At 46.8% G+C, this 26,961-nt stretch carries 26 protein-coding genes and 1 tRNA gene; 14 read left to right on the top strand and 13 right to left on the bottom strand.

Annotated elements, in window-relative coordinates:
• Positions 1-15 precede the first annotated feature (15 nt).
• The 7 genes from JGK07_RS20370 to JGK07_RS20340 form a co-directional block, all read right to left on the bottom strand.
• Entirely contained in the window at positions 16-714 is a 699-nt protein-coding gene (locus JGK07_RS20370) for a hypothetical protein (protein WP_293197844.1), read from the bottom strand.
• Positions 715-874: 160 nt separating this feature from the next.
• Positions 875-1,123, bottom strand: coding sequence for a DUF4926 domain-containing protein (locus tag JGK07_RS20365; RefSeq protein ID WP_293197847.1), 249 nt, complete (start codon positions 1,121-1,123; stop codon positions 875-877).
• Positions 1,124-1,141: 18 nt separating this feature from the next.
• Positions 1,142-1,474 carry a DUF6883 domain-containing protein gene (locus tag JGK07_RS20360; RefSeq protein ID WP_293197849.1) on the bottom strand — a complete coding sequence of 111 codons (333 nt, stop codon included), beginning with the start codon at positions 1,472-1,474 and terminating at the stop codon, positions 1,142-1,144.
• Positions 1,475-1,579: 105 nt separating this feature from the next.
• On the bottom strand, positions 1,580-2,083 hold the full coding sequence (locus JGK07_RS20355) for an NAD(P)H-quinone oxidoreductase subunit J (RefSeq protein ID WP_293175773.1): 504 nt from the start codon (positions 2,081-2,083) through the stop codon (positions 1,580-1,582).
• Complete coding sequence (gene ndhK / locus JGK07_RS20350) at positions 2,076-2,801, bottom strand: photosynthetic/respiratory NAD(P)H-quinone oxidoreductase subunit K (protein ID WP_265233759.1); 726 nt, start codon at positions 2,799-2,801, stop codon at positions 2,076-2,078. Before ndhK ends, JGK07_RS20355 begins: the two co-directional genes overlap by 8 nt.
• The gene (ndhC, locus tag JGK07_RS20345; protein WP_006635500.1) at positions 2,792-3,154 is read right to left on the bottom strand and encodes a photosynthetic/respiratory NAD(P)H-quinone oxidoreductase subunit C; all 363 of its coding nucleotides are present in this window, start codon (positions 3,152-3,154) and stop codon (positions 2,792-2,794) included. The genes ndhK and ndhC overlap by 10 nt, the downstream gene beginning before the upstream one ends.
• A gap of 277 nt (positions 3,155-3,431) precedes the next feature.
• Positions 3,432-3,581, bottom strand: a complete 150-nt coding sequence (locus JGK07_RS20340) for a hypothetical protein (protein ID WP_293175776.1) — start codon at positions 3,579-3,581, stop codon at positions 3,432-3,434.
• Positions 3,582-4,103: 522 nt separating this feature from the next.
• Here JGK07_RS20340 and JGK07_RS20335 point away from each other — a divergent pair.
• From JGK07_RS20335 to JGK07_RS20305, 7 genes are all read left to right on the top strand, one after another.
• Complete coding sequence (locus JGK07_RS20335) at positions 4,104-4,439, top strand: rubredoxin (RefSeq protein WP_293175778.1); 336 nt, start codon at positions 4,104-4,106, stop codon at positions 4,437-4,439.
• A complete protein-coding gene (locus JGK07_RS20330; protein WP_293175780.1) occupies positions 4,426-5,439 on the top strand; it encodes a photosynthesis system II assembly factor Ycf48 in 1,014 nt (337 codons plus the stop codon). The genes JGK07_RS20335 and JGK07_RS20330 overlap by 14 nt, the downstream gene beginning before the upstream one ends.
• Before the next feature lie 56 nt (positions 5,440-5,495).
• Positions 5,496-5,744 carry a cytochrome b559 subunit alpha gene (gene psbE / locus JGK07_RS20325; protein WP_293144446.1) on the top strand — a complete coding sequence of 83 codons (249 nt, stop codon included), beginning with the start codon at positions 5,496-5,498 and terminating at the stop codon, positions 5,742-5,744.
• 20 nt (positions 5,745-5,764) lie between these two features.
• The gene (gene psbF, locus JGK07_RS20320; RefSeq protein ID WP_006635504.1) at positions 5,765-5,902 is read left to right on the top strand and encodes a cytochrome b559 subunit beta; all 138 of its coding nucleotides are present in this window, start codon (positions 5,765-5,767) and stop codon (positions 5,900-5,902) included.
• 9 nt (positions 5,903-5,911) lie between these two features.
• Entirely contained in the window at positions 5,912-6,034 is a 123-nt protein-coding gene (locus JGK07_RS20315; protein ID WP_293175782.1) for a photosystem II reaction center protein L, read from the top strand.
• Positions 6,035-6,103: 69 nt separating this feature from the next.
• Positions 6,104-6,226 (top strand): photosystem II reaction center protein J, encoded by a 123-nt coding sequence (locus JGK07_RS20310; protein ID WP_293175784.1) that lies wholly within the window; start codon positions 6,104-6,106, stop codon positions 6,224-6,226.
• Between the two features lie 636 nt (positions 6,227-6,862).
• Positions 6,863-9,115, top strand: coding sequence for a transglycosylase domain-containing protein (locus tag JGK07_RS20305; protein ID WP_293175786.1), 2,253 nt, complete (start codon positions 6,863-6,865; stop codon positions 9,113-9,115).
• Between the two features lie 104 nt (positions 9,116-9,219).
• Here JGK07_RS20305 and cobA read toward each other — a convergent pair whose 3' ends face one another.
• From cobA to JGK07_RS20285, 4 genes are all read right to left on the bottom strand, one after another.
• Positions 9,220-10,065 carry a uroporphyrinogen-III C-methyltransferase gene (cobA, locus tag JGK07_RS20300; protein WP_293175788.1) on the bottom strand — a complete coding sequence of 282 codons (846 nt, stop codon included), beginning with the start codon at positions 10,063-10,065 and terminating at the stop codon, positions 9,220-9,222.
• A complete protein-coding gene (locus JGK07_RS20295) occupies positions 10,062-10,796 on the bottom strand; it encodes a sirohydrochlorin chelatase (protein ID WP_293175855.1) in 735 nt (244 codons plus the stop codon). The genes cobA and JGK07_RS20295 overlap by 4 nt, the downstream gene beginning before the upstream one ends.
• Before the next feature lie 143 nt (positions 10,797-10,939).
• Complete coding sequence (locus JGK07_RS20290; protein WP_363319084.1) at positions 10,940-11,854, bottom strand: manganese catalase family protein; 915 nt, start codon at positions 11,852-11,854, stop codon at positions 10,940-10,942.
• 124 nt (positions 11,855-11,978) lie between these two features.
• Positions 11,979-13,490: a serine/threonine-protein kinase gene (locus tag JGK07_RS20285; RefSeq protein WP_293242713.1), complete on the bottom strand. Its 1,512-nt coding sequence runs from the start codon at positions 13,488-13,490 to the stop codon at positions 11,979-11,981.
• 582 nt (positions 13,491-14,072) lie between these two features.
• Between JGK07_RS20285 and JGK07_RS20280 the strand changes: the two genes are divergently transcribed.
• From JGK07_RS20280 to JGK07_RS20265, 4 genes are all read left to right on the top strand, one after another.
• Positions 14,073-14,145 (top strand) — tRNA-His (locus JGK07_RS20280).
• A gap of 229 nt (positions 14,146-14,374) precedes the next feature.
• The gene (locus JGK07_RS20275; protein ID WP_293225391.1) at positions 14,375-18,679 is read left to right on the top strand and encodes an AAA domain-containing protein; all 4,305 of its coding nucleotides are present in this window, start codon (positions 14,375-14,377) and stop codon (positions 18,677-18,679) included.
• The gene (locus tag JGK07_RS20270) at positions 18,657-19,592 is read left to right on the top strand and encodes a hypothetical protein (RefSeq protein ID WP_293242716.1); all 936 of its coding nucleotides are present in this window, start codon (positions 18,657-18,659) and stop codon (positions 19,590-19,592) included. The genes JGK07_RS20275 and JGK07_RS20270 overlap by 23 nt, the downstream gene beginning before the upstream one ends.
• A 195-nt stretch (positions 19,593-19,787) precedes the next feature.
• Entirely contained in the window at positions 19,788-20,123 is a 336-nt protein-coding gene (locus tag JGK07_RS20265; protein ID WP_293175798.1) for a XisI protein, read from the top strand.
• A gap of 246 nt (positions 20,124-20,369) precedes the next feature.
• Here JGK07_RS20265 and JGK07_RS20260 read toward each other — a convergent pair whose 3' ends face one another.
• Positions 20,370-21,626 carry a DUF3747 domain-containing protein gene (locus JGK07_RS20260; protein ID WP_293242719.1) on the bottom strand — a complete coding sequence of 419 codons (1,257 nt, stop codon included), beginning with the start codon at positions 21,624-21,626 and terminating at the stop codon, positions 20,370-20,372.
• A 416-nt stretch (positions 21,627-22,042) separates the two neighbouring features.
• Complete coding sequence (locus JGK07_RS20255) at positions 22,043-23,035, bottom strand: ribose-phosphate pyrophosphokinase (RefSeq protein ID WP_293175802.1); 993 nt, start codon at positions 23,033-23,035, stop codon at positions 22,043-22,045.
• Positions 23,036-23,564: 529 nt separating this feature from the next.
• On the opposite strand from JGK07_RS20255, the gene JGK07_RS20250 reads away from it, so the two are divergent.
• From JGK07_RS20250 to bioD, 3 genes are all read left to right on the top strand, one after another.
• On the top strand, positions 23,565-24,023 hold the full coding sequence (locus tag JGK07_RS20250; RefSeq protein WP_293175804.1) for a GatB/YqeY domain-containing protein: 459 nt from the start codon (positions 23,565-23,567) through the stop codon (positions 24,021-24,023).
• A 396-nt stretch (positions 24,024-24,419) separates the two neighbouring features.
• On the top strand, positions 24,420-26,093 hold the full coding sequence (locus JGK07_RS20245; RefSeq protein ID WP_293242722.1) for a serine/threonine-protein kinase: 1,674 nt from the start codon (positions 24,420-24,422) through the stop codon (positions 26,091-26,093).
• Positions 26,094-26,150: 57 nt separating this feature from the next.
• Positions 26,151-26,858, top strand: a complete 708-nt coding sequence (gene bioD, locus JGK07_RS20240; protein ID WP_293189752.1) for a dethiobiotin synthase — start codon at positions 26,151-26,153, stop codon at positions 26,856-26,858.
• Positions 26,859-26,961: the final 103 nt, after the last annotated feature.

Raw genomic sequence — 26,961 nt, 5'->3', positions numbered from 1 at the left:
GCAATGGTGGATTTCTCAGTATTTCGTCGTCTCATCTACCTTAAGATAATCAAACAAGTCTTCTCTAACATTAGGAAAAAGCTCGGAAGTTAGTAGGGTGAAAAGAACTTTTCTTGCTAAATTGTATTCCTTTTGCTGGATTTTTAGATAATCAGTGTCGGTGTCATCTTTCACAATGTGAACATGAACACGATTTCTAATCTGACGGAGATATGGAAGGTTCTTAAAGAATTCGTCATTTCCCAATGCAACAAGCTTTTTTGACTCGACGCGCTGGCACATTTTATCAAAACTCATTTCTTGGTAAATTTCTGGCTTAACCTTTTCAAAGATTTCCATATTAATTTTTTTCTTCTTCCCATCAGAATCTTCAAACTCCTGCCCTGATAACTTGCGATAGGATTTCCATGAAGTAGTTGCAGCTTTACCGCGTGCGCGAAGTAGGTAAAAAAATAGAGCCTCAATAATTGAACACGCTACTATGATGAACGTTTTCGCGTTTTGATTCCAAAGAACGGAAGTAAGATTTAAGTCTTCGCCACAGCGATGTATAAATTCGAGGTGTTGAAGCGAGTAAGCAATATTCTTTTGCAGCCCTCTACACTCTTTCTCTTCATAGTGTGGTATTGGAACCATGAATTGTTTAAGATAATTTTCCAAATCCGATACTGACTTTGGAAGCCATTTATTTCCCTGTTTCTTCAGTGTAAGCATTGTTTTCGTTAAGCATTTTTCATTTGAGCTACTATCCCTATTCTAGATGTCTTATTGACAACTTTCCGATGCAGGCGATCTCTGCTACTGCTCGTGCACTGCGCTGACATGGCCTACGACAATTTGCCAGACTGCGGGTCCATGGGTGTTGTTGTACCACTTATGCTGTAACCATTTCGGGTTTGATATTAGGTGATGCTGGCTCGAAGTACAAAACCATGATTTGCTCTGGATTCAGTCCGACAGATTCATAAGTGCGTCCGTTGCGATCGCAAAATTCAACCTCAAACGCTGCACCATCAGCCAACAGTTCAACCACTGTCCCAACTTGTCCGCGCCAGAGATTGTATTCAGGAATATCAACGGTCAAGGCAACAACATCTAGTAATTTAATTGTATTATTTACCACTTTTATTACCTCCCGGCACTACAAAGGATAGCAGGTTGTTAATCTCGGAATTTCCGAATCATGCTCAATAATCCAGCCACTCCGAAGGGTTGCACTTCTATTTTGCCATTCAATCGTGAAATCTAGGGTGTACCGTTGCCCGAACCCATCCCGCCTCCCTAACTGAGCTTCATGACTTTGAATTACTTCAAGCAAAATTTGGCGCAATTCCTCCGCATTGTCAGGCATCATCCCCAGAATTGACGAAAACAGCCGCGCTTTGTGTTTACCATCATCGTGTTCTGGATTTAGGCAGTAGTCACGAAGTTTACGAATATCAACAACTGCATTTCCTGCATTTGGAATGAGCATAGAAAATAGGAACCAGTTAATGAAAAAAACAGAGGGCGAGTTTTGCATAAAACTTGACTGCAAAAGTCAAATTTTATACTCTAAACCCGCCCTCGCAAAACTCGCTTAATAAGCGTCTTGCAATTCGTAAAAATCAGGCGAAATATAATCTTTCCGCAGCGGCCAGCCCACCCAATCTTCGTTCATCAAAATCCGTTTCAGATTTGGATGTCCTTCGTAGACGATGCCGTACATATCGTAGGATTCCCGCTCTTGGAAATCTGCTGCTTTCCAAATCCAGTAAACTGATGGAACTCTCGGATCTTCGCGGGGAATAAATACTTTGACGCGGACTTCTTCGGGATGGGAAGCGTTATCTGTCAATTTAGCCAAGTGGTAGACGCTGACTAAATCTTGTCCGGGGCCTTGGTCGTAGGCGCACTGGTACTGCATATAATTGAACCCGTAGGCGTACAGTGCTGTTGACATCGGAATTAGGAATTCTCGATCGACCTTTAAGATCTCCACACCCAAATTATCAGCAGCTAAAGCCTCGTGATCGAAGCCATTCTGAGTCAACCACTGAGAAACCTTCCCAGCTTCAACAATCGCAGATTCTGTCTCAGCCACGTTGTACCTCCTGTTTTTGTCCTGCAAGCAGGGCGGGCGGTACGGGCATTCCCATTGCTTCCGTCAACTCCTTCGGTGGGGCTATCCGCCCGGGAATTGACAAATATTTGCCATCCAAAATGTCGTCTACTACTTTCATTTTGTGGGGTCTGGTGTAGTAGCGGTGAGTCGGTAACAAGTTAGCCCTTTCTTGCATTGAGTCGTTGGCGATTTTTTTCCGCAGTTTGATAATTGCGTCAATAATCGCTTCGGGACGCGGGGGACAGCCGGGGATGTACACATCTACGGGGATAAGTTTGTCAACGCCTCTGACTGCTGTGGGGGAGTCTACGCTGAACATTCCACCGGTGATCGTGCACGCGCCCATGGCGATCACGTACTTGGGTTCGGGCATTTGTTCGTACAGCCGCACCAAGATGGGGGCGTACTTCATGGTAATTGTACCTGCGGTGATTAACAGGTCAGCTTGTCTGGGGCTCGATCGCGGTACTAAGCCGAATCTGTCGAAGTCAAAGCGCGAACCAATCAAAGCTGCAAATTCGATGAAGCAGCAAGCCGTGCCGTAAAGCAACGGCCACAGGCTGGAAAGTCTCGCCCAGTTATAGATGTCATCAACCGTGGTTAGGATGACGTTCTCTGATAATTCGGATGTGACTTGCGGCCGCTCTGCCGGATTGACAATTAGGGATTTTTGTGATGTATCAGAACTTAAGACCATTCTAAGGCTCCTTTGCGCCATGCATATACAAGAGCAATAACGAGGATCGTGATGAAAAACAAGGCTTCGATGAAAGCCAAGAGTCCTAGCTGGTTGAAAGCAACCGCCCAAGGGTAGAGGAATACGGTCTCTACGTCGAAGATGACGAAGACCAGGGCGAACATATAATATCGGATGTTGAACTGAATCCAGGCTCCGCCGATCGGCTCAACGCCAGATTCGTAGGTAGTGCGTCGGTCGTAGGGACGACTTTTGGGCCGCAGTACCTTAGACGCCGTGAGGGCGAGGATAGGCACTAGGCTCGAAATTAACAGGAAGCCTAAAAAATACTCGTAGCCGCTAAGTGCAAACACGGTGAATAATTACTGCCTCTGTGAAAGGGTTATTTGACATACTCCCCAACCTAAAGGCATGGGGATTGTGGATTTAAACAGCAAAAGCAAGCACGGCTTGTCTGATATTGCCTAGCACGATAGTTGATGCCCCAACTTATTTGAGATTTTTTGGATTTATACAGTTGAGACCGGATTTTTACATCTCGCGAATCAACAATACATAAATACATAACTTATCATAAAAGCCGTCCGATCGGGACACGGGGCTTTAGGCCCAATTTTTCGGTAACAGAAATTACTGGTCGATCGAGATTAATTGTCCATCTTCTGCAATAATTTTTAATGTATATTTTAATAAAACCGCAATCTCAGGATTGGGTAAACGATATTCTAACTGCCTGTGGAAGACGGGCGGCTGCCTGTGGACGCTGAGTAAGACCATCATCGACGCTTTGTGTCGAACACCCTTGTGGTGTCCCTAACGTGGTATCGGCGGTTGAGACGGGAAACCTCGAAGACGAATAAGACCGTCCTAATCTGAGTGTTGGTTGGCAGCCCCAACTATAACGAAGCTTAGTTGAGGTACTTCACCAACAAAATGGGTCTGAAGCCCCGTCCTTCTAGGACGGCTTCGCGTTAGAAGATCTAGAAAGGCAAGTAAGAACAACCATCTACGTGTTGAAACAATATCAAAAGGTGTAACTCCTGATTTAGCTCGCCTCGACTCGATCGTAGCGAGAGTTAAACAAGCAATAGTGAATTGTTGAGCGTACCTAACTGGCGGGCGTGATGGACTCTGAAAGTATAAAAAGATCAAAGTAAGCGCAATTGCAATACTTCTGGTGTTAGTAGTTGTTTTGAGCGTGTAGAGGCGATTTGTCAGCGCCTTTAAGACTCAAATTGTGGTCTTAAGAATCTCCGTGGCTAAAGCCCGGAGAGTGTCAACTGACCTACTCTTTTTGGAACTATGAGCGATCGAGCCACTGAGACTAAGACCCTCGATCGGCACGAGTGCCGCGCCTGCGGCTACGTCTACGATCCGAAAAAAGGGAATCCTAAAAATGACATTGCCCCTGGCACAGCTTTTGAAGATTTGCCCGCTACTTGGGTTTGTCCCGTTTGCGCGGGCCGCAAGTCGGTCTTTCAAAATCTGGGTCAGATGGAAGGAGTATCGGGATTTAAAGCAAATCAGCGCTACGGTGTCGGCGTCAACGGCATGACCGAAGGTCAAAAAAGTTTGCTGATTTTTGGCGGCTTGGTCGTTGGTTTCTTGTTGTTACTTAGTATGTATGGTTTGCAGTAAAACGATTGTGAGATTTTGGCAACGAATTGTAATGTTATTGGCGGCTGCACTCATCTGTACGAGTTGCAGCACGATCGGTTCTGTGAGTTACAACCCTTGGCAAGTGATTTCCTTGCCAACAGAAGCTAATTTACAGGATATTGCCTTTACGGGAAATGCCCAGCACGGCTGGGTTGTTGGTTCTGAGGCGACTCTGTTTGAAACGATCGACGGCGGGACTAACTGGAAGCCAGTAGCACTGGATATAGACGAGCCGAGATCGCGTTTTGCGTCGGTGAGTTTTTCCGGTTCCGAAGGCTGGATTGTCGGTCAGCCTTCGGTTTTGCTCCACACAGAAGATGAGGGCAAGTCTTGGACGCGGATTGCTTTAAGCTCTCAGTTACCAGGTTCTCCGAGTACGATCGCCGCTATTGGCCCAAATACGGCTGATATGACGACGGATGTCGGGGCGATTTACCGGACTTCTGACGGTGGCAAAAATTGGAAAGCGATCGTGCAAGATTCTTTTGGGGTAGTTCGCAATATCAACCGCTCGGAAGACGGGCAGTATGTTGCGGTATCCTCGAAAGGTAATTTCTACTCCGTGTGGAGACCAGGACAACAAGCTTGGGAACCCCACAACCGCAATAGTTCTCGCCGCTTGCAAAACATGGGCTTTACCAAGGACGGGCGTTTGTGGATGCTCGCCCGCGGCGGTCAGATTCAGTTTAGCGATCCGTCCAATCCTGAAGGTTGGGGAAAACCGTTTTTTCCCGATCGCAAAGCGAGTTGGGGTTTGCTAGACATGGCTTACCGGACTGATAATGAAGTTTGGGTAGCCGGCGGCGGCGGCAATTTGCTGTGCAGTTTGGATGGCGGGAAAACTTGGCAAAAAGACCGCGAAGTTGAGGACGTTCCTGCTAATTTTTACAGGATTGTCTTTATGGGCCCCGATCGCGGATTCGTGATTGGTGCGAGCGGTACTCTACTTAAATATCAAGGTTCAGCGCAAGCTGCTTGATAGTAGAATAGTAATAGAGATTGTCTGTCGATTTGTTGTTGAAAGGAGGATTCTAAATGGCCGGTACAACTGGAGAACGTCCGTTTGGGGACATTATTACAAGCATCCGTTATTGGGTAATTCACAGCCTCACCATTCCAGCTTTGTTTATTGCTGGATGGCTGTTTGTGCAAACTGGTTTGGCTTACGATGCTTTCGGAACTCCTCGCCCTAACCAGTATTTCACAGAGCAGCGCGAAGAAGTTCCGATTATCTCGGATCGCTTTGAAGCTAAGAAACAAGTAGATCAGTTCATTGGCAAGTAATTTTACAAGGATTTGGAAAAATGACGAGCAGAACGCCAAACAATGAGCCAATTTCGTATCCGATTTTTACGGTACGCTGGTTGGCCGTTCATACTTTAGGTGTCCCAACGATTTTCTTTTTGGGCGCGATCGCAGCAATGCAATTTATTCAACGATAGGAGTTTATAATGCCTGAACGCGCCCCTAATCCCAACGAGCAGCCAGTCGAGTTAAACCGGACTTCTCTTTATTTGGGTTTATTGCTGATTTTTGTGTTGGGGATTTTGTTCTCCAGTTATTTCTTTAACTAACTGGTGGTTCAGTTCAATCTCTGTGATTCAATCCAATTTGTTTAGCTGTGAATTAGTGAGGTGATCGCTATGTTTAGTGAAAGTGGCAGAATTCCTTTGTGGCTGGTAGCTACTGTCGCAGGTCTCGGTGCTCTGAGCATTTTGAGCCTTTTCTTCTACGGTGCTTATGCCGGTTTGGGTTCTTCGATGTAAGGACAATATTGCGTATTTTACGCCTAAAACCTCCCTTGAAAAAGGGGGGTTTTAATTAATTCAGTCTTAGACGCAACCGTCACACTAAATAAAGGTACGTAGTTGCGCTCTTTGCGCTCTTATCGCAATCCTCGCAGGATTTTCATGAGTACCTGTAGGGACTTAGGTCAAGCCGTGTCCCTGATTGATTTAGGCGAAATCACATTTATGTTCGCCGCCCGTGATAATGATTTAGGATGGCTATATATATTAAGATCGGAGCGCAAAGAGCGCAACTACGTACCTAAGAATTAGCCTCGATCGAGGTCGATCAAACAATCCGAACAATTGTTTTGTAGCAAAAGTTTTGATAAATGATATAAATCGAGGATAAATGTTAGATAAACAGTTCATTGTTTAGGAAAATTATAATATTTTGCTGGGAATCGCTAGTAGGACTAAAGTCCGAACGATCGAACCTTTTTAATTTTAGGTAATTGACAGGACACGGTATAAATCTAAAATCTAAAATCTAAAATCTAAAATCTAACATCGACGGTCGATCGCCCAAAGTATGGGACAGATCCTGAAAATAGCCAAAAGTTGCGAGTAGAATGATTCAAGAGCCGATCGCTCGATCGTAGTCCATAGCGAAATATGACCCCACCGCAGCCGCCCCGCAAACCTCAAACCGTCTTGGGTGCGATTACCCAAGCAGTCCAGACAATTGCCAAGGTTAATTTTAACCAGCTAGCCCTGAAACCAAATGCCAAAGTACCCGAACTGTGGGTACAGGATGCAGGTGCGGCTAAAGCTGAGGTTTATCCGCTATTGGGCGATCGATATCTGTTAGGTCGATCGTCCAAAGCTTCAGATATTGTAGTTCGCAATCCCGTTGTCAGTCACGTACACCTATCCCTGTCGCGGGATACTCGACGGCGAACACCTTTTGTAATTAAAGACGAAGACTCTACCAACGGCATTTACAGAGGGAAAAGACGAATTAAAAGTATGTCCCTCCGTCACGGAGACGTGTTCACATTAGGGCCGCCGGAACTCGCCGCCGCCGTCAGAGTTCAGTACGTAGATCCGCCACCTTGGTATTTAGAATTTTTGCGTTACAGCTTTTACGGTGTTAGCGGAATCACCACTCTGATAGCTATTTTGGTTGGTGTTGAATCGACCAAGTTTCAAGTGCGGCCTCTACCGAGAAGTATCAACGGCCCTGTGATTGTTTACGCCCGCGACGGACAAACTCCGCTGCGTCCCCCTCAGAATAACGCTCACTTAGAATTGAAGCAATTGCAGGATTTTTCGCCTTATTTATCCAAGGCGGTACTTGCTTCGGAAGACAGCCGCTACAATTGGCATTTGGGCGTAGATCCGATCGGCGTTTTGCGGGCGCTGTTGACCAATGTGCGCGGGGGAGGAATTCGCGAAGGCGGTAGCACTCTGACGCAGCAGTTAGCGCGGAGTTTGTTTCGAGATTATGTAGGTACTCAAGATTCGGGCGGACGCAAATTCCGGGAAGCAGTAGTTGCTTTGAAACTAGAGAGTTATTACAGCAAAGATGAGCTGTTGCTGACTTATTTAAATCGCGTGTTTTTGGGAATTGACCTCTACGGTTTTGAGGATGCGTCTCGATTTTATTTTGCCAAGTCGGCGAAGGATTTGACTTTGTCTGAGGCGGCGACTTTGGCGGGGATTTTGCCTGGGCCAAACAGTTTTAATCCGATTCAAAATTATCAGTTGGCGGTGCAGTATCGCGATCGAGTAATCGAACGGATGCGAGCCATGGGGACGGTTTCTCAGGAAGAAGCCGATCGCGCGAGGCGATCGCGAATTGACATCAATCCCAAAGCCCGCCAATACCTGCAAAGTACGATCGCGCCTTATTTCTACAATTATGTATTTGACGAATTGGAGTTTTTGTTGGGGGAGCAGTTAGCCAGAGAAGGCAATTTTATTGTAGAAACAGGCTTAAATCCAGGTCTGCAAAAAGTAGCTGAATCTTCCCTCAAAAATGCCGTAGAAAATGCCGGAGCGAATGCAGGTTTTTCTCAAGGAGCTGTAGTAACTCTCAATTCTACAACCGGGGAAGTCTTAGCATTAGTTGGGGGTGTAGATTACTTGCAAAGTCAGTTTAATCGGGCTACCCAAGCATTGAGACAGCCCGGTTCTACATTTAAGATTTTCACCTATGCCGCCGCCCTAGAACGCGGAATCCCACCCAGTAAGACTTATTCTTGCGAGCCGCTTTCTTGGGGAGGACAAAGTTACAATGGCTGCGCCAGAACCAGCGGTAGCACTGATATGTATCGGGGTTTAGCACAGTCGGAAAATCCCATTGCTTTGAGAGTCGCGCAAGATGTCGGTTTAGACAATGTAGTGGGCATGGCCAGACGTTTGGGGATTACATCTCCCCTGCGTTCTTCCCCCGGTTTAGTGTTAGGTGAAAGTGAAGTTAACGTATTGCAATTAACGGGTGCGTTCGGGGTTTTGGCGAACCGGGGTTTGGGGAATCGCCCCCACGTAATCAAGCGAATTATTGACAGCAGCGACTGCAAAGATCGAAATGATTTTAAAAGTTGTCGGGTGATTTATGACTATCAAAAAGATGGCGTTGCCAATCGACAGTTAGTTTCTGAAGGCGTCGCGGATACGATGACTGATATGCTGCAAGGAGTTGTTCGGGGAGGTACGGGTAGCAGTGCTGCTTTGGGCTTGGGAGAAGCTGGAAAAACAGGCACGACTAATGATAATAAAGATTTGTGGTTTGTCGGTTATATTCCCAGCCAGCAACTGGTGACAGGAGTTTGGTTGGGAAATGATGATAATTCTCCGACTGGCGGAGGTAGTGCAAATGCGGCTCAGTTGTGGGGGGAATATATGCGGCAGGTAGCACGTTGAACATAGGTTTGTAGAAAAGACACGGCGGTTAAAACCGCGTCTACACAGACAAAACCCGCCTCCGCGGGTTGAAGACAAAGATTGTTAAATTTAATTTGTTTTGTTCAGTCTGCGGAGGCAGAAATCGTTTGTGTAGGTGCGGTTTCAACCACCGTCTGATGTGGCCGACAGCCAGACAATATAGAGTGCAAATTAACGACATTTCCGATTACGGCGATCGCAGGTGCGGAAAATCCAGTCGCCTCAACTTGCTCTACAATTGTACTCAAAGTGCCAATCAATTCCTCTTGTTCCGGCCGCGTTCCCCAGCGCACTAAGGCTACGGGCGTTTCTGCGCTCAATTCGGCTGCTGTTAACTGGCCGATGATATAAGGCAAATTGTGGATTCCCATGTATACTACAATAGTTTCGGAGCCGCGGGCGATCGCCTGCCAATTAACCTCCGGCCGATATTTTCCCGCCGATTCGTGGCCGGTGACAAAAGTGACTGACGAACTGTACGATCGATGTGTCAGAGGAATTCCCGCATAAGCCGGGGCCGCAATTCCCGAAGTGACACCGGGTACAACTTCTACCGAGACTCCAGCTTTTACCAAATCTTCCATTTCTTCGCCGCCGCGCCCAAAAATAAACGGATCGCCGCCTTTGAGACGAACTACGATCGCATTATCTTGAGCTTTGTCTATCATTAACTGAGTAGTTTCGTCCTGCATTAACGAGTGACGGCCTTTGCGTTTCCCGGCATCAATTCGTTCTGCTTGGGGGTTGATGACTGCCAAAATTTGAGGGCTGACTAAAGCATCGTAAATCACCACATCCGCGCACTCTAACAGCGCTTTTCCCTTCAAAGTCATCAAACCCGGATCTCCGGGGCCTGCACCTACTAAATACACTTTACCTAAAGACATTTTTCTTGCTTCCTTGACCTCTTCTGTGTCTTTGCGATTCATTTTTGAATTAAATCCCGAATTAAGTCTGCTAATTCTACACTGGCGCCTAGAGGATTTGCGAGATGAAGTTCTGCCGTGGGAAATTGCTGCTGTAGCTGCTCGACATTTTTGGCGATCGCATCTGTAATTCCTCCATTAAATAAGAAGTATGGCACAATTCCTATTTGCTGATGTCCACCGCGAACCAAACTGTCAATTCGTGCTTCCAAACTCGGCTTTACCGACCAATAAGCAGTCTCTGCACCGAGTTGGCTGGCGATTTCTTCAAATGTCGAGTTACCTCCGGGGCGGCGGCTGCCGTGAGATAGTACAATCCATTTTGGTAACAGCAAATTGGGGAGAAAAGCTAGCTCTTGCATCTGAGTTTTGAGCAAGTTTGTTAAGCCTGCTACTTGGGAACCTAAATGCGGGCGCACTTCTATGTTTAACCGGGAACCAAAAGTTTTCTGGGCAATTTCCACCTCTGCCGGTATGTCGTCGGCGACGTGAACTCCCGGTAATAAAAATACGGGCAGGATTTGCAAATGAGTCAGTCCGAGGGAGAGGGTACGTTCGCCAAAACTGCAAATTTGTTCGTGGAGTGGCGCGGGGCCGAGTTCTAGGGTGGCGGTGGCGACTGCGGGGAAGGAGTGGGCCAAATTATCAGACAGCAGTTGAGCCAGGTTTTCCAAAGCTACTTGCGGTCTGGGGTCGCGGCTGCCGTGAGAAACTAATAGGTAAGTCGATCGCAATTTCAATAGGGATTTGATGTTAATGGTCGATCGGGATGTTGAATAATTCTAACATCAGGGAGCCGCAACTCCTAAAAAAAACCGAACGCCGAAATCCCCGACTTCTTTAAGAAGTCGGGGATAACAGTTGCCGAATATTCTGATTAACCTTGAGGAGTAGGCTCGGCGACGTACTTGAAAGTAGGTTCAGAGTTCAAAGCAGTTGGTTGGTCTTTGCCATCACTAGACAAATTAAAGAACAAATCTACTGTTGAATCTGGCGCGATATTTCCGAAGAACGGATCGGTAAGTTTGCCCATCGCTTCCAAAGCTTTCATGAACATTTGAGTGTGGGAAATTTCCCGAGTCAGCAAGAAGTGCAGCGTCTTTTTCGTTCCCGCATCCGGCGCTAGTTCAATCAATGCTTCGTAGGTTTGGCGAGCTCCTGCTTCCGCACCGATATTAGCGCGCAAATCGCGGACAACATCGCCGCCTTCGTTGACGTAAGCAGCACTCCAAGCTTGACCTTGGCTATCCAACAAGTGCGGGCCTACACCTCTGACTGCAAACAAAGTGCTTTTGTAAGCTTCTGTTTGGTCAACGTTTTTGGTGTGAGCTTCGATCAGTTTGCCAACCATTTCTAAGTGGCTGAATTCTTCGATCGCAATATCTTGGAGCATATCCTTAATCTCTGCATTTTCACAGTGAAAGGACTGCACCCAGTATTGCAAAGCTGCTGTCAGTTCTCCGGTTGCTCCGCCAAACTGTTCTAGCAGCAGTTGGGCAAAACGGGGGTTGGCTTCGTCTACTGTTACCGCAGACATTAGTGGCTTTTTGTGAAAAAACATCGATCGATACCTCTCTTTAGTTCGGTTGTTACAGTCGTCAGATTTCCGACTGTATCTGTGTTTACCTTCAGCATCCATTGTGCGACAAGCAATCGCACTGAACCTCGCTCGTTGGATACATCTAGCGGGAGCCATTGCTCTGCTTTCAGGTAGAGTTAAGTTATTGGGCATCGGGAATTGGGCATCGGGAATTGGCCAAACAGGGCAGTGGCCAAACAGGTCATTGGGCATTAGTCATTAGTCATTAGTGCTGTCCCTGCTCGCGAACGCTATTAGTCATTAGTTATTGGTTATTAATTATTGCGAAATATTCAAAAATAACAAATAACAAATAACAAATAACAAATATCAATAGTCAATTGTTGTTGCATTCGGTTAGCTTTGCTGACAAGGCATCGAGGTGTCGCAGCCACTGAATGCCGCCTACCCAACTGCGAGATGGCAGGTGTCCGATTGGTGCTTGCTGAGTAAATTTAAGTTGTCCCGAAGCAGTAGCAGAGTTGTAGGTTTGCCAGTTTACCCGATCGCAAAATCTGACATAATCTCCCTTGACGCTTTCATAGATTTCCTTTTGGACGCTGAAGCCAAACCGACCTTGACTGTAGTGCAACCACAGGCGATCGACTATTTGCAAATCTTCGCATGGTAACTTGTAAATTTGGCTGATTTCTAGCTGAATTCCCGGTGTCAGCGATAGAGATTGACACATCACGGCCCAAGTTTCGCGATCGGCTTCTTTCCACTTTTTAGTTGACAAACAATCCCGCAGTTTGGTATAATCAACTCCCGCTGCTGAAATCATGGTAGAATCGAGATTTGAAATCCTTGATAAGGACAAAGTTTCTGCGGAATTGGCGGTAGTTTTGGTCGGTGAAATCGGAGGCTCAGGAGTTGGCAGGGTTTTGAAATAAGGCGAGTTGTCGGTATTAATGAGAGTTTGGGCGATCGGCTTTTTCGGCACAACCAAATTTTGCTGGCGAATATCTAAAACTGCATTGATATCTTGCAAAACTTCCGCCGCAAAACTGTAGCGCTGACAAAGATGAGTTTGTAGCAATTTATCTAAAATCTCACCTAACTCGGCGCTAATACTCGTGCCTTTGGGGAGAAACTCGCGCCACCACCAGCGCTCGGTTTTACAGTCGTACATATCCAACGGCGGAACTTGCGTCATCAGGCGAATGCAAGTAACACCTAAACTGTAAAGATCGCTAGCAGGAAATACTTTACCGCGCATTTGTTCGGGAGCTATATAATCTTGACTCCCGATCAGCGTTGCTGAACGGAGTATAGCTGAATCAGTCAGCAGTTTGGCAATGCCGAAATCGATCAATACGAGTTTGTTGTCCGACTGGCGGCGGATAATATTTTCGGGTTTGATGTCGCGGTGAATGACGCGGTTGTCGTGGATGAATTGCAGCACGGGTAATAAGTCTTGCAGCAGTTGCCAAATTTGATTTTCATCGCAGACACTTTGGTCTAATTCTTCTTTGAGAGTCGGCCCGTCTATAAACTCTTGAACTAAATAAATATGACCTTCTTGTTCAAATGCAGCTAATAAAGTGGGAATTTGCGCGTGTTTTCCCAGTTCGTCTAAACGGACTGCTTCTTGGTGGAATAATTCAAGGGCTTTGTTGAAAATTACTGGATCGCGATCGCGAAAATAAAATTGCTTGAGGGCACAGCGCGGTTGCGAGGGGATGTCTTCATCAATGGCGAGGAAAGTTTTGCCAAATCCACCTCTTCCTAAGAGTTTAATCGGGCGATACCGCTGTCTCAACAATAGGTTAAAGCCGCAGTTCAAGCAAAGTTTTTCTGTGAGTGAATTTTCGGGATTTTGACATTCTGGGTTAATACAGTAGCTCATAGGGATTTGAGATTTTATATTTGAGATTTTGGATTGTGAAGAAGTTTTTTAAATGCACCGCTTTCATAGTCTCCTTGCTTCGCGGGGCGAAGGAAGAGAGATAAGAGAAGAAAATTAGTTGACAATAGACGCACACATGGATATAAGGCTATTCTATTCCGCTGGGCCCGATCGCGATGTTATACAATGTGCACGGCGCCCCAAGCTGACACAGATCCGGGCGCGCGACAGCTTGCTGCGCGGGCGTTTCATTTACATTCCGAGACGCAACTGGCACATTAACCAAAGGTATGCGGTTGCGCTGTCTTCACTCTTGGCGCCACAATCTACCTCAAAAAATCTTTAACTATTGTCACACTTGCGTCGAGGACTTATCTCATCTCCGGTAATGAAAGTCCGCACTACGAACCAATTTTATTGTGCGATCGCCCAAATCGAAAATTGTGCTAAACTCGGGCTGTGCGCTGAATTTCAGGCACAATTGATGCGATCGGTTTAGGGAGGCTGAAAAATATTTTGAAATTTTTTTGCTTTACCCCTAGACTTGTGCTGAGATGTTATGTTATAGTTGAAAACGTTATGGCGAGTGTAGCCAAGTGGTTAAGGCAGTGGTTTGTGGTACCACCATTCGTGGGTTCAATTCCCATCATTCGCCCTTTTGATTTTATTGTGCAGAATTAACAAAGGTACGTTGTTGGGCTTCAGCCCTCTTTAGGCGTATATATAAAGAGGGCTCGCATCCCAACAACGTACCTAATTCTCTGATGACTGTAAAACCACCTTGGGTTTCGCCTGTATAGACGCGGTTTCTAACCGCCCAGTCTTCCAATATGCTAATCTTAAATCCAATCTCAAATCTAAAATCCAAAATCTAAAATCAAAATATGCCATCTTTAGTAGCAGAAGATTGGGGATATAAATTTAGTGGCGATCGCACAATTAGTAAATTTATTGGTCAAGTTGAAGGAGAAGCGGCTTTAGCGAAATATTGCGATTGGGAATGCAGAGATCGGGCGGAAGTTGTGATGTCGGAAATAGCCGGTAAATCCCCCAGTCTTTTCTACGTGCGGCGCCAAAAGGTAAATGAGAGATTTTCTGAGGAAGAAATCTGGGAATTGCTGGTTGCTACGGATCGAGATGATTTTAAATTACCGGAATTGTTGCAAAAAGCCGATCGCACTTTACGCTTGTTAGCAACTGTACGGATAGAAGACGGAATCGGCGGCTTAAAACTGCTGGATGCTGGTTTGGTGGCGCTTCCTAGAGGTAGAAAAGATGGCTATGCTTTGCCGGTACAGTTGCGACTTTTGCCGAAAAGTAGATCGCCAATTCCTGCAAAGTCGATCGCCCGCGTCCAACAAATGCCATTTTGGGACGAGAGACACATACCGACAACTGAACAATTAAAAGTTTGGCACACTTTCTTAAATGTCGAAAAACGCATCGCCGAAGCGCGTCAATTTTGTGTACCTTTCCGCGCGCATAACTATGGTTCCGGCTTCAAAATCGTTACTTTTGAAATCGATCGCAATTCGGCAACTCTTGACGGCTACGAGGAGAATCCCTTACAAGTCGGCGACTTTCGCGAAAGGCTGAAACAAGCCAGAAATGAAGACATTATTTTGTTTGATTCGCCGCCGGGAAGCAGAAGCAGCCGCGATGGCGAGACTTTGGGTAGCATTGCGGAAATTGAATTTGAACGTGGTATGTTACGGATTAAGTTGGATGTTGATTTGGGCGATCGCATGGCGGGCGGTAGATATCAACTTCCCAAACAAGGATTTTTGTATTTCGAGGCGGCGGGCGATATCAGTCAGATCGATCGCAAAAAGAAAGCTTTAAAGATGCTGGCGGATGGCCGCGCTCAAAATCCCTATTTAAGCGAGTTTTTATTTGACTCTTCCGAGGCGAGAATTCCCGACAAGCTGGTAAAATTGGATCGGGAAAATTTATTAAATCGCAATGCTAACGACGATCAACTCGCTGCCGTAGAAATGGTGCTTTCGGCGCGGGATTTAATTTTGATTCAAGGGCCGCCAGGAACCGGGAAAACGACGGTGATTGCGGAAATTTGCTATCAAATTGCGCGTCAAGGCGGGAAAACTTTGATTGCTTCCCAAGCTAATTTAGCCGTTGATAATGCTTTGAGTCGGTTGGTTCACAATCCGGCGATTCGGGCTTTGCGAAAGGGAAAAGCCCATAAGGTACAGGAGGAAGGCCAGCCGTTTTTAGAGGAAAATGCGATCGGCACTTGGCTGCAAAATACGGCGACTGATTGCGAACAAAAACTGTCGCAGCGTCAGATTAATGTCACATCTTTACAGCGGTTGCTGGCAGATTTCGACAGATTTAATGCCTACTCGGCCGCCGAGAGAGCTTTTTTTAAGGAACAAAAATACCTGCACGACGGGAAGGCGGAGGTTGAGGAAAAGTTGACCGCGCAATCAGCAGCGTATCAATTAAGTTTAACTGCTAAAAGCGAGATTGCATCTTTGGTTGATGGGCTGGCAAATTTACTGGCGGCGCCGGAGATTAACTGGGAATCTTCAGAAGTTTCCGAGTTTATGCCGAAACTAAAACCTTATTCTGAAGGTAATGTTTTAGTGGAAAACTTTATGGCAAATGTGCGGATTTGCGTCAACCATACTATTCAAATAGGATTGGATCGCCCTAGTTGCGGTGCGTTTGGGATTGCGGTTTGGTTGCGGGAAACTGTAGCACCGCAATTATCCGAATTTGAGACGGCGGGCGATCGCGCCCAGGAGGTTTGTCACGCCATGTCAGGGGTTGCGGAGTCGTTGCGGGTGTCGCGGCAGTTATCGGATGCGGTGAATCAACTCGAGTTGGGCGACAAGCAAAATCAGACACACCGCCACAATCTCGAACAGAAAATCAGTAATTTGGAACTGCGAAAAGCAGAAATTGCCGCCGTTGTCGTCGCCGTTGCAGAGTGGATTGAGACGGCGGATACCCGACTTTATACTGTTGTGCAATCTTGCTGGGAAACGGGCGCAATTCTGACAGATGATATGGTAGAATTGCCCGCAGGACTTTTGAAAATTGCCCGATCGCTCAAATTGCCGATCGTCCCGCCGAAGTGTAAAGTCAGTTTGCCCGATTTGGAAAGACTGCAAAAGGCGATCGCCCATGAAGCCAGCGCGGGTTTCAAGGACATTCAAGGGCAGCAGTTCCGGTTTAGCGAGTTTTTGCACCTAAATTTGACTCAAATGCCGATCGTGCTCGCTGCGGGCGATCGAGCGCAATGGCAACAACTAGCCAAAGACTTCGCCAGCTATTCCCAAGTCAGTCAAAGCCAGCGCAAATTCATCCTCGAAAAAGCTGACACTTTCTTAGCTAACATCCAACAATTTTACAGTCAATCATTGCAGCCAAATCAAATTCAAGAAACCTTCGATCGGCTAGTCAAAGAATTGCTGCATACTATTCTCGGAAACGCCCGCCAGTGCATAGTTCCTCTGAAAACCGAAACCGAACAACAACTAATTAAGCAGCAACAGTTATTAGATAAAATCGGTCAAACCGTCAGCCAGCAGCAAATATCCGCCGCCCAAGTTCAAGTAGAAGCCGCGCAGCAAGAAGCGAACTTAAAAATTAGCGAAGTTACGAATCAATTGCAAGCAATTGTAGAACAGTCAAAGGTTCCAGACAAGTTGCGGATTCTCGCCCAACAATATCTCGCGCAAAAGTCGAATATTTGGGAACAACCGCAGCAGTTTTTCAAGCAAGTTGATAGTTGGAAAACCAGTGTGATTCAGCTTAAAAAATCCCTGGCTGACTTAGATCCGTTCGGGATTTTGGAAGTTGTCAAAACTACTCTTGACGAGCAATTATCCCCACTGCAAATTGCCGCTACAACTGCACAGGAGGAACTCGCGACACTTCAAACAGAATTGAGCGAGATTACGGCTAAACTGCAACAGCAACAACCAGCGCCAGAATTAATCGTAGAGAGAAGTTGGTGGGAATCAGCATGGCAAAATATCCCGACTAAATACCAAATAGAAGTTCCCAGTACCGGATTATTCAGCGTAGATTTTTTAAGCAAAATCAAGCGTTTATTCAAGCATTGGCAGCGGGAATTAGAACGAGAAGAAACTGCCCTCAATCGTTCTCAAAACTTCGTCACAGATTGGATTGAAAAACTCCGCCATCCGTCAGAAAAAGACCGTCAAGATTTAAAGCAAATTTATATTGACAACGCGAACGTCATCGGCATTACCTGCGTGCAAGCTGCCAGCTTTGATTTTAGCAAAAACTTTCCCAGCTTTGATGCAGTCATCATTGACGAAGTTAGTAAATGCACTCCGCCCGAGTTATTAATCCCCGCTTTGAAAGGCAGAAAATTAGTATTAGTCGGCGATCACAGGCAATTGCCGCCGATGTTTAATCAAAGTACGATCGACGACATCGCCGAAGACATCGGTTGTACCGGAGACGAACTTAGCTTTATCAAAGAATCGCTGTTTAAAATATTGTTTGAAAAAGCTGACGACGGTATTAAAAAAATGCTGACAACTCAGTACCGAATGCACCCGCAAATCATGGGCGCAATCAATCAGTTTTACCAGCAAAAGCTCAACTGCGGGATTTTGGAAGCAGACACGAGACGCGCGCACCATCTCGCAGGTGACACCATCAAAGAAAACAATCACATCCTGTGGGTGAAAACGCCCGTGGGACAAGGGTTTGAGGAGGGGAAACAGGGTACTTCGCGGTTGAATGTCAAGGAAATAGATGCGATCGAGCTTTTGTGCGAACAGATGGAAACCGCTTGGCGGCCTAAAATGGTAGAGGGTGAACCGCCGAAGGAAATCGGGATTATCACTTTTTACGGTGCTCAATTGAACGCAATTAAAGATAGAATCGCCGCCGAAAGATTCCCATCTTTGAGTATCCGCACTGGTACAGTTGACATCTTTCAAGGAATGGAAAGACCTGTGATTATTGTCAGCACTGTGTGCAATAATATTAGAGGCGATATTGGATTTGCTAAGGAACCGGAACGGGTGAATGTGGCTTTTTCTCGCGCTCAAGAATTGTTAATAGTTGTCGGCTGTCACGATTTATTTACGCAACAAACAGGTACTGTCGGAAAAATGTATCAGGAAGTTTCAAAAACGGTGCGTCACTGCGGAGGTTTTGTAGATGTTGCTAGCGTCATCGGCTAAACAAATTGATGCGAATTTAAGTTCGCTAGCGGCACAAATTGAGCAACAAAACCCTGATTTGTCGGTGTTGGCGGCGCGTGAATTCCGCTTTGCAATTCGCCAAACTCCGCTGGAAGTGACGATTAGCGAACCTCGCGAGTTTAATGTATTGGAAGAGTTCATTTTGCGGGCGGGTGTGGAGTTCGATCCTGCGCCAACTTTGCAGGAGTTGGCGGATTTGTTGGGGTTGGATCGGGTTTTTGTGAAGACTGCGGCGACGAATTTGGTTAATTTGGAGATTTTGGAGGTGGCGGAAAATGGTAAAATTGCGATCGCGAATCCCGCCCTTACGGGGGCTACGCCAACGAAGACGATCGCACCTCTAGGCGAAGATTTTTTTGATAAAGGTGCAGTTAGTCGATCGCAAATCCAATCAATTTACGCCATTTCCGATCCATTAAACCAAACTCTCACCTTCAAATTCGACGCTGTAGCAGCAGAATCAATCAACTTACCAGATTTAGCAGACTTCGTATCCCTCGAACATAAAATTACCGACCTTGCGGATTTAAGCATAACAGAAATCCAGCCGCTGATCCAAGCTTCCGGCTTAGGGATTCACGTCCCCGAAAACGGCAAAATCGTCTCTCAGTGCGATGTCATCGGTGATGATTTAGATATTTGGCAAATTGTATCAGTTTTTGTGTTGCAGGATGCGATCGAAAATAAAACTACCATCCAACTCCGACAGGGAAAGCACATATTAGAAACAGCCTCAAACTTGCTAAACGAACTCGAATCCCAACAAAAATTTTCCTTAAACGACTTGTGTAAATTAACCGAAGAAGATGTTATTTTGGAAGAACCAGAAATAATTGCTACTCCAAAAACTCGGAAATCGGCAGCTAAGAAGAAAGGCAAGGAAACGATATGATCGGGACTAAAAAAGACTTTATATCAATTCCGGCTGCGCCGGAATGACAAGCGAGGAGACGGCAGTGCCGTGTCCCTACGCCAGATTAATTGTAGGGAAACGGCACTGCCGTCTCCTGATTTTGGGTAATATTAATTCCGATGTAACCCGAATTGATATTAGTCCTGATTAACCAACAAATGAGGTAATTGTGCAATGGATAAACTAGCTCAATACCGTCAATACGTTCAGACATTAATCACCCGTTATGCCGAAGATGATGTTTCCGATGATGAAGTCGAAGTGCAACTTATCTGCGACACAGAACGAGATCATTATCAGTGGATGAATGTCGGCTGGGAACACCTTAACCGAATTTATCGAAGCATCATTCACATTGACATCAAAGATGGAAAAATCTGGCTTCAGCAAAATTTAACCGACCAAAATCCAGCGGAGGAATTAGTTGCAATGGGAGTGCCAAGAGAGGATATTGTTTTGGGATTGCAACCCCCATACAAACGACCGTATACTGACTACGGTGTAGCGTAAATAGTTGACAGTTGACAGTTGACAGTTGACAGTTGACCCCTTCGACTACGCTCAGGGCACAGCAGTTGACAGTCTATTCTTATGGTGCGCCAGTCTTAAGATTACTAAAAAAACTTAGGGTTTCCCTACTGACCGAATAGCAGGGGTTTGAAGCACCAGCATGAAGGCAGATTGTGATAAGAACGGAGTTTAAATCTCCATTCTTATCAATTCGCTGTCAACTGTCAACTGTCAACTGTCAACTGTTTATTGAGCCTTAACGCATTTCAGCATCCGCAAAGTAGCCGCGGCTGCGTAATTGCGCTTTGCAGAATCATCGGGAGCAAAACGAGTTCCAACTTCGTTAACAGCGGAAGCAACAGAACAATAAGCAGACATTTGAGTAATAATCGCAGCAGCCCAATGATTTTGAGTGTCTGAAAAAGTTTTAGGCGGTTCTTTTCCAACTAAATTTGGCTGCATTCCCCGCGCCGACAAACCAAATTCTGATGCTCTCCGCAGCACCGCCATCAATTCAGCGCGAGTCACTGACTGCATGGGTTTAAAAGTTCCATCTTGATAGCCACTAACTATTTTATTGTCCCGCGCAAATTGCACTTTTCCGGCACTCCAGCGCGTGCTATCAACGTCGCTATAAGGACGAGTAGAAACATTGTTAGGAAATGTGATGTTAGCACCTTGGATTCCTTTCAATGATTCCAATACTAAAGATACCAATTGCTCTCGCGTAACGGCAAGCTGCGGCCGAAATGTATTATCTTGAGCAAAGCCGGCGACAAACCCAAGGCCCACAGCTTCTTTAATTTCGGAAGCGTAGATATCGCTAGCAATATCTCCGAATGTAGAAGAGCCAGTATTGCCTCCGGTATTTCCTCCGGTATTTCCGCCAGTATTACCTCCGGTATTTCCGCCAGTATTTCCGCCAGTATTTCCGCCAGTATTTCCGATTTGTCCCGGTGCGGCTTGACTGCTAGTGAAATAAAAGTGACCTAATACTTTCCCTTGATAAGTTCTTTTACTAAAGCGCCAAGCGGGATCGAGAGTGATTTTCATAAAGCCGTTAGTATTGCCGTTGGTGCGGCCGATAATTATCGGTTGAGCGTTAGGATCGCTGGGAATTCCCATTAATACCACATTGCCATCAACATTTTGCAATATTAGGCTGTATTTTAATGCTAAATCGGTGCCGGCCATGCGAATGGAAAAGCCGTTGCTGTCTGTGGCGCGGCCGCAAATGCCGGTGAAGTCAAAAGTAGCTAATAACGGATCGACTGTCACGGGATTAGAACCGCTTTCGCTCCAGCACTTCCGTCTGTCTGTGACTTGTTCTACAATAAGCAATTGGTAGCCGGTCAAACCGCCCGGTTGGGCGATCGCAATTACTCGATCTTGGTTAATTTCGGTTTCGTCAAAAGTATATGCTTTCGCCGGAGCGATCGCCCCGAGTGTTAAAATTGCTGAACCGACAAGTGCGGCCGCTGCTCGTACCAGTGAATGTTTCATAGTTTTTCCCTATTTACCCCTTATTTTGGTCAGACATCTCTAGAAGATGAAAAGGTCGCGGTCTTAAGACAACAAGATAGAATTTTACCATTTGTTGTTCCAGCGATCTCAAGTGCGATCGGACAAATATTATAAAATTCAATAGGGTACAGTTAAGTCTGATCCCGCCTAACCCCCCTTAATCAGCAGGAAAACTTTATTCTCATCATGCAAAAAGGTACGTAGTTGGGCTTTAGCCCTCTTTACGCATATATATAAAGAGGGCTAAAGCCCAACTACGTACCTATGTCTGTCCCGATCATAAAACTACCCTGCCTTAATAAGACGGGGGACAGGGGATATCCGATATAAAAAACGGTGCGTTAACAAGCGTGTAACGCACCCTAAAACAAATATTGAAAACGTGCTTTCTCTAGCTAGCGGAACATACTGCTAACAGAACTATCTTCGTGAATCCGCCAAATAGTTTCGCCCAGCAAATTCGCTACCGAAAGCACCGTCAACTGCTTGAATCGGTTCTCTTCAGGTACGGGAATTGTATTTGTAACAATTACCTCTTCCAAAACTCCGCTAGACAAACGCTCGATCGCCGGAGGTGAAAAAACCGCATGAGTAGCACAAGCATATACCTGTCTCGCACCCTGGCGGCGCAACAATCTCGCGCCTTCGGTAATCGTCCCCGCAGTATCGATCATGTCGTCCACCAACACGGCAGTTTTGCCTTTGACATCCCCGATGACGTTCATCACTTCAGCGACGTTGTGAGCTTGGCGGCGCTTGTCAATAATTGCTAGGGGAGCATCGCCAAGCTTTTTCGCAAAAGATCTCGCCCTGGCGACTCCGCCCACATCCGGCGAAACGACGACAATATCTGTCAACTTCTTGCTCGCGAGATAATCCAACAGCACTGGCGAACCGTAAACATGATCGAAAGGAATGTCAAAATAACCTTGAATCTGAGCTGAGTGCAAATCCATCCCTAAAATGCGATTTGCTCCAGCTTCAGTAATCAAATTAGCTACCAGCTTTGCAGTAATTGACTCTCTGCCGGCTGTTTTGCGATCGGCTCTAGCATAGCCGTAGTAAGGAATCACAGCAGTAACTTGTCTTGCTGAAGCGCGGCGACAAGCATCGATCATAATTAATAATTCCATGAGTCGATCGTTCACCGGACAGCAAGTAGGCTGAATCAAGTAAACATCGCAACCCCGAATCGATTCTTGAATTTGAACGTAGAGTTCCCCATCAGCGAACCGCTTGCGAACCATCGGCCCCAAATCGATCCCCAAATAGCGAGCCACCTCTTGGGCGAGGGGAACATTAGCAGAACCGGAGAACAGCCGCAGACGGTCGTGAGCGGAAACCGGCGGCTCGGGAAACGGAAGCGGTAAAGTAGCAGAACGGATCACAGCAGGCCTCTTGCAAGACGTTTATTTAACCGCCATCTTACCATCGGAAATTAGAAATGTTCAGCCAATATTTGGAGAGATTTAACTTTCGGGGCGGCCGCAAGTGTTAACTTAGGCGAACTGAATAGAAGTTGCACAAATATGTCGGATAAACAGGGTTTATGGCTGGCTGTGTGCAGGCAGAAGCGCGATCGCACTTCTGTCTCAATACGGTTCACTTAAGGTTTGTTTGTCATTGCTGTCCTCGCGACGCAAACGAGCGCGTCTGTTTGTCACATTCTTTTTCCCCGTGGACTATCAGTGAACCGTATTGACTTCTGTCTGTGCGTCTCAAAATTGTGCCGACAGTCTATTTGGGGCCCAGACTTGAAGTGCAGCCGCTCAAAATTCGGTCAAAGGCCGAAAGCCACCGGCTTCAAGGTGATAAAAATGCCACCAACAGGCAATAAACTTGCAAAATACTGTAAAAAAAGTTAAGAATCGGAAGCATACTCCTGATTTTTGATATAGCAAAGCAAGGTAAAAATCGATGAGCTTAAGAGAACGGATTGACGCAGAAATCAAAGCAGCGATGAAGTCCAAGGACAAAGTTCGCTTGGAAACTGTTCGCGGCATCAAGAAAGTTATTCTGGAAAAAGAAGTCAGCCTCCGTCCCTCGGGGCAAGAGACGCTGACAGAAGCTCAAGAATTGGAAATTTTGATGCAGATAGCGAAACAGCGCCGGGATTCGATCGACCAATACCGCAAAGGTGGCCGCGAGGACTTAGTGGCACAGGAGGAGGCGGAGTTGGCAATTCTGGAAGAGTATTTGCCGGCGCAGATGTCTGACGAAGAGGTAAGTCAAGTGGTTGACGAGGTGATTGCTTCGGTGGGCGCTACTTCTGCCAAAGATATGGGCAAGGTGATGGGCAAGGCTATGCAGCAGCTTAAGGGCAAAGCAGACGGTAACAGAATTCAAGAGATGGTAAAAGCAAAGCTTAACAGTTGACAGTTGACAGTGGACAGTTGACAGTTGGTAGAAGTCATTAGTCAGCAGTCAACAGTCAGCAGTCAGCAGTCAGCAGTCAACAGTCAACAGTCAACAGTCAACAGTCAACAGTCAACAGTCAGCGGTCATTAGGAAGAATGTAGCAGCCTGCTAATTTTTCGCCTTTGCGATCGCCCAAAAAAACCGCAACTATGGGGCAAACCCCTCCGGGGGAACCCCTGATTTTCGATCGCCCGCTTGCGCCTAATTTCTCAAAGTTGCTCAAAAAGAAGTAAAATGCTAACTTTCATCGGGACTGGGAACTACAGACAGTGAAGTACGATCTTGAGCATTAAAGATTTAACATTCTAAGTCTGCCAGCGATCGTCTATTTTTTGACAGTTTCTACTTAAACTTATGCAGCCACCTATTGCTATTGGAACTCTCCTACAAAACCGCTACCGCTTGGTGAATATTTTAGGTCAAGGGGGATTTGGCCGGACTTATTTAGTAGAAGACGAGGGGCGGTTTAAAGAACGCTGCGCCCTCAAGGAATTGATTCCGATGCAAAGCGGGCCTTACGTTTTGGAAAAATCGAAGGAATTGTTTCAAAGAGAGGCGGCAATACTTTACCAAATTGCCCACCCGCAAATTCCCCAGTTTCGGGCAATATTTGAAGAGAATCAACGTTTGTTTTTAGTGCAGGATTACGTGGAAGGGATGACTTACCGCGAACTGTTGCTCGATCCTTCTACAAGCCGCACTTTCAGTGAAGCAGAAGTCTTAATATTTATCCGGCAAATGCTGCCGGTACTGGCTCACATCCACGCCCGGGGCATCATCCACCGCGATATCTCGCCAGAAAATATCATCCTCCGTGAAAACGATAAGTTGCCGGTACTGATTGACTTTGGAGTGGTGAAAGAACTCGCTACCAAAGTTCAGTCTCCCGAAGGAACAGCCCACGCGACAACTGTGGGTAAAATTGGCTACGCGCCGATGGAACAATTGCAAAGCGGGCGCGCAACGGCCAGCAGTGACCTGTATGCTTTAGCTGTAACGGCGATCGTCCTGCTGACGGGCAAAGAACCGCAGGAATTGCTGGATCAAACAACGCTACAGTGGAATTGGCAGCAGCAAGTACAGGTGAGCGCTGGTTTGGCTTTGGTGCTGAATCGGATGTTAAATCGCTCTCCGGGCGATCGATATCAATCTGTCAGCGAAGTCGCTCAAGCACTCGACACCCAAACTAATTCTAACCCTCAATCTAACGCGCCAACTGCACCACCAGCATCAGCAGTCGTCCAGTCAAATCCTTCGCTAATCGCAACGGTAGCGGTGGGGAGGCCACCCGAACCCGAGCCGGTGGTGCCCCTAAGTCCCGGCCCGCAAAACCAGCCAGATCCGCTAATTGAGCCTGCTGGTGGCTCTTTGTGGGATAATCCGGTTGCTGCGATCGGACTGCTAACAGGCTTAGTCATCTTGACAGGCTTCGGTTCCTGGGCATTAGTAGGCTCATTTCTCAACAGCAAACCGAAGCCCACAGCCACTCCGACAGCGCCATCAGTCATAACTCCGACGCCGAGACTAACTCCGCTTCCAACCCCGGAACCTTTGCCAACTCCAACCCCGGAACCTTTACCAAGCCCAACTCCAGAACCTTCGCCAAGCCCAACTCCAGAACCTTCGCCGGAAATCACACCAGAACCTTCGCCGGAAATCACCCCAGAACCTTCGCCGGAAATCACACCATCGCTACCACCTGAACCAACGCCAGCGCCAGAACCCACGCCAACACCTGAACCGACACCTGCGCCAACTCCCGCGCCGAAACCGACACCCGCGCCAACTCCCGCGCCGAAACCGACACCCGCGCCGACTCCCGCACCCAAACCGACTCCCGCACCGACTCCCGCACCCAAACCGACTCCCGCACCAACTCCCGCACCAACTCCTGCACCAACTCCTGCGCCGTCACCAACTCCTGCGCCGTCACCAACTCCTGCGCCGTCACCAACTCCTGCGCCGGAACCCGCACCGACTCCTGCGCCTTCACCGGAACCCGCACCGACTCCTGCGCCTTCACCCTAGTTCTGGCAAAATTCCTCTAGACTTAAGTTGAAGCCAATTACTTACTAGCTTTTGCCAATGAACTCGCTGCTGATTGCTGGAACTGATACTGACGCGGGCAAAACTGTTTTGACCAGTGCTCTGGCTGCTTATTGGCAAATGTATTTTCCCGATCGCAGTTTGGGAATTATGAAGCTGTTGCAAACCGGCACGGGCGATCGAGAACTCTACACCCGTTTATTTAGCCTCGACCAATCCCCCGAAGAACTCAATCCGCTGCACTTTAGCGCGCCTCTAGCACCACCGATTTCTGCCGAACGCGAGGGGAGAGCGATCGAACTCGAAAAGGTCTGGACGGCGCTGCAAAGCCTCACTGAGCGCAAGAATTTTGTGCTGGTGGAGGCTTTGGGAGGGCTGGGTTCCCCTGTAACGCGGGAACTGACGGTGGCGGATATTGCCCGAGATTGGCGGCTGAGGGGCGTTTTGGTGGTACCTGTGAGGTTAGGTGCGATCGGGCAAGCTGTAGCGAATGTTGCCCTCGCCAGACACACGGGCTTTCAGCTTAGAGGCATTGTCCTTAATTGCCCTCAAGCTTGTTCCGAACAAGAAATTGCCGATTTTGCGCCGATCGATTTAATCGAGTCTCTGACTCAAATTCCAGTGTTGGGTACTTTGCCACATTTAGACGATCCAAATGACTTGACAAAATTAGCAGCATCAGCATCAGAATTAGATTTAGAGCGGTTGTTACATGGAGTTAATTTGGTTTCTCAGACTGCTAAATAACCCCATTCTCAACACCTCTGTTGCTCAATCTTCTCTTTCTCTGTGTACTCTGCGCCCTCTGTGGTAAAACATCTTAGATTTTATTTTAACCGCAGAGAGCGCA

Origin of the sequence: Microcoleus sp. PH2017_24_DOB_U_A (genome assembly GCF_020738205.1) — a bacterium.
GTDB lineage: Bacteria > Cyanobacteriota > Cyanobacteriia > Cyanobacteriales > Microcoleaceae > Microcoleus.
The sequence above is the reverse complement of the archived record's forward strand: the minus strand, read 5'-3'. Positions and strand labels throughout refer to the sequence as shown.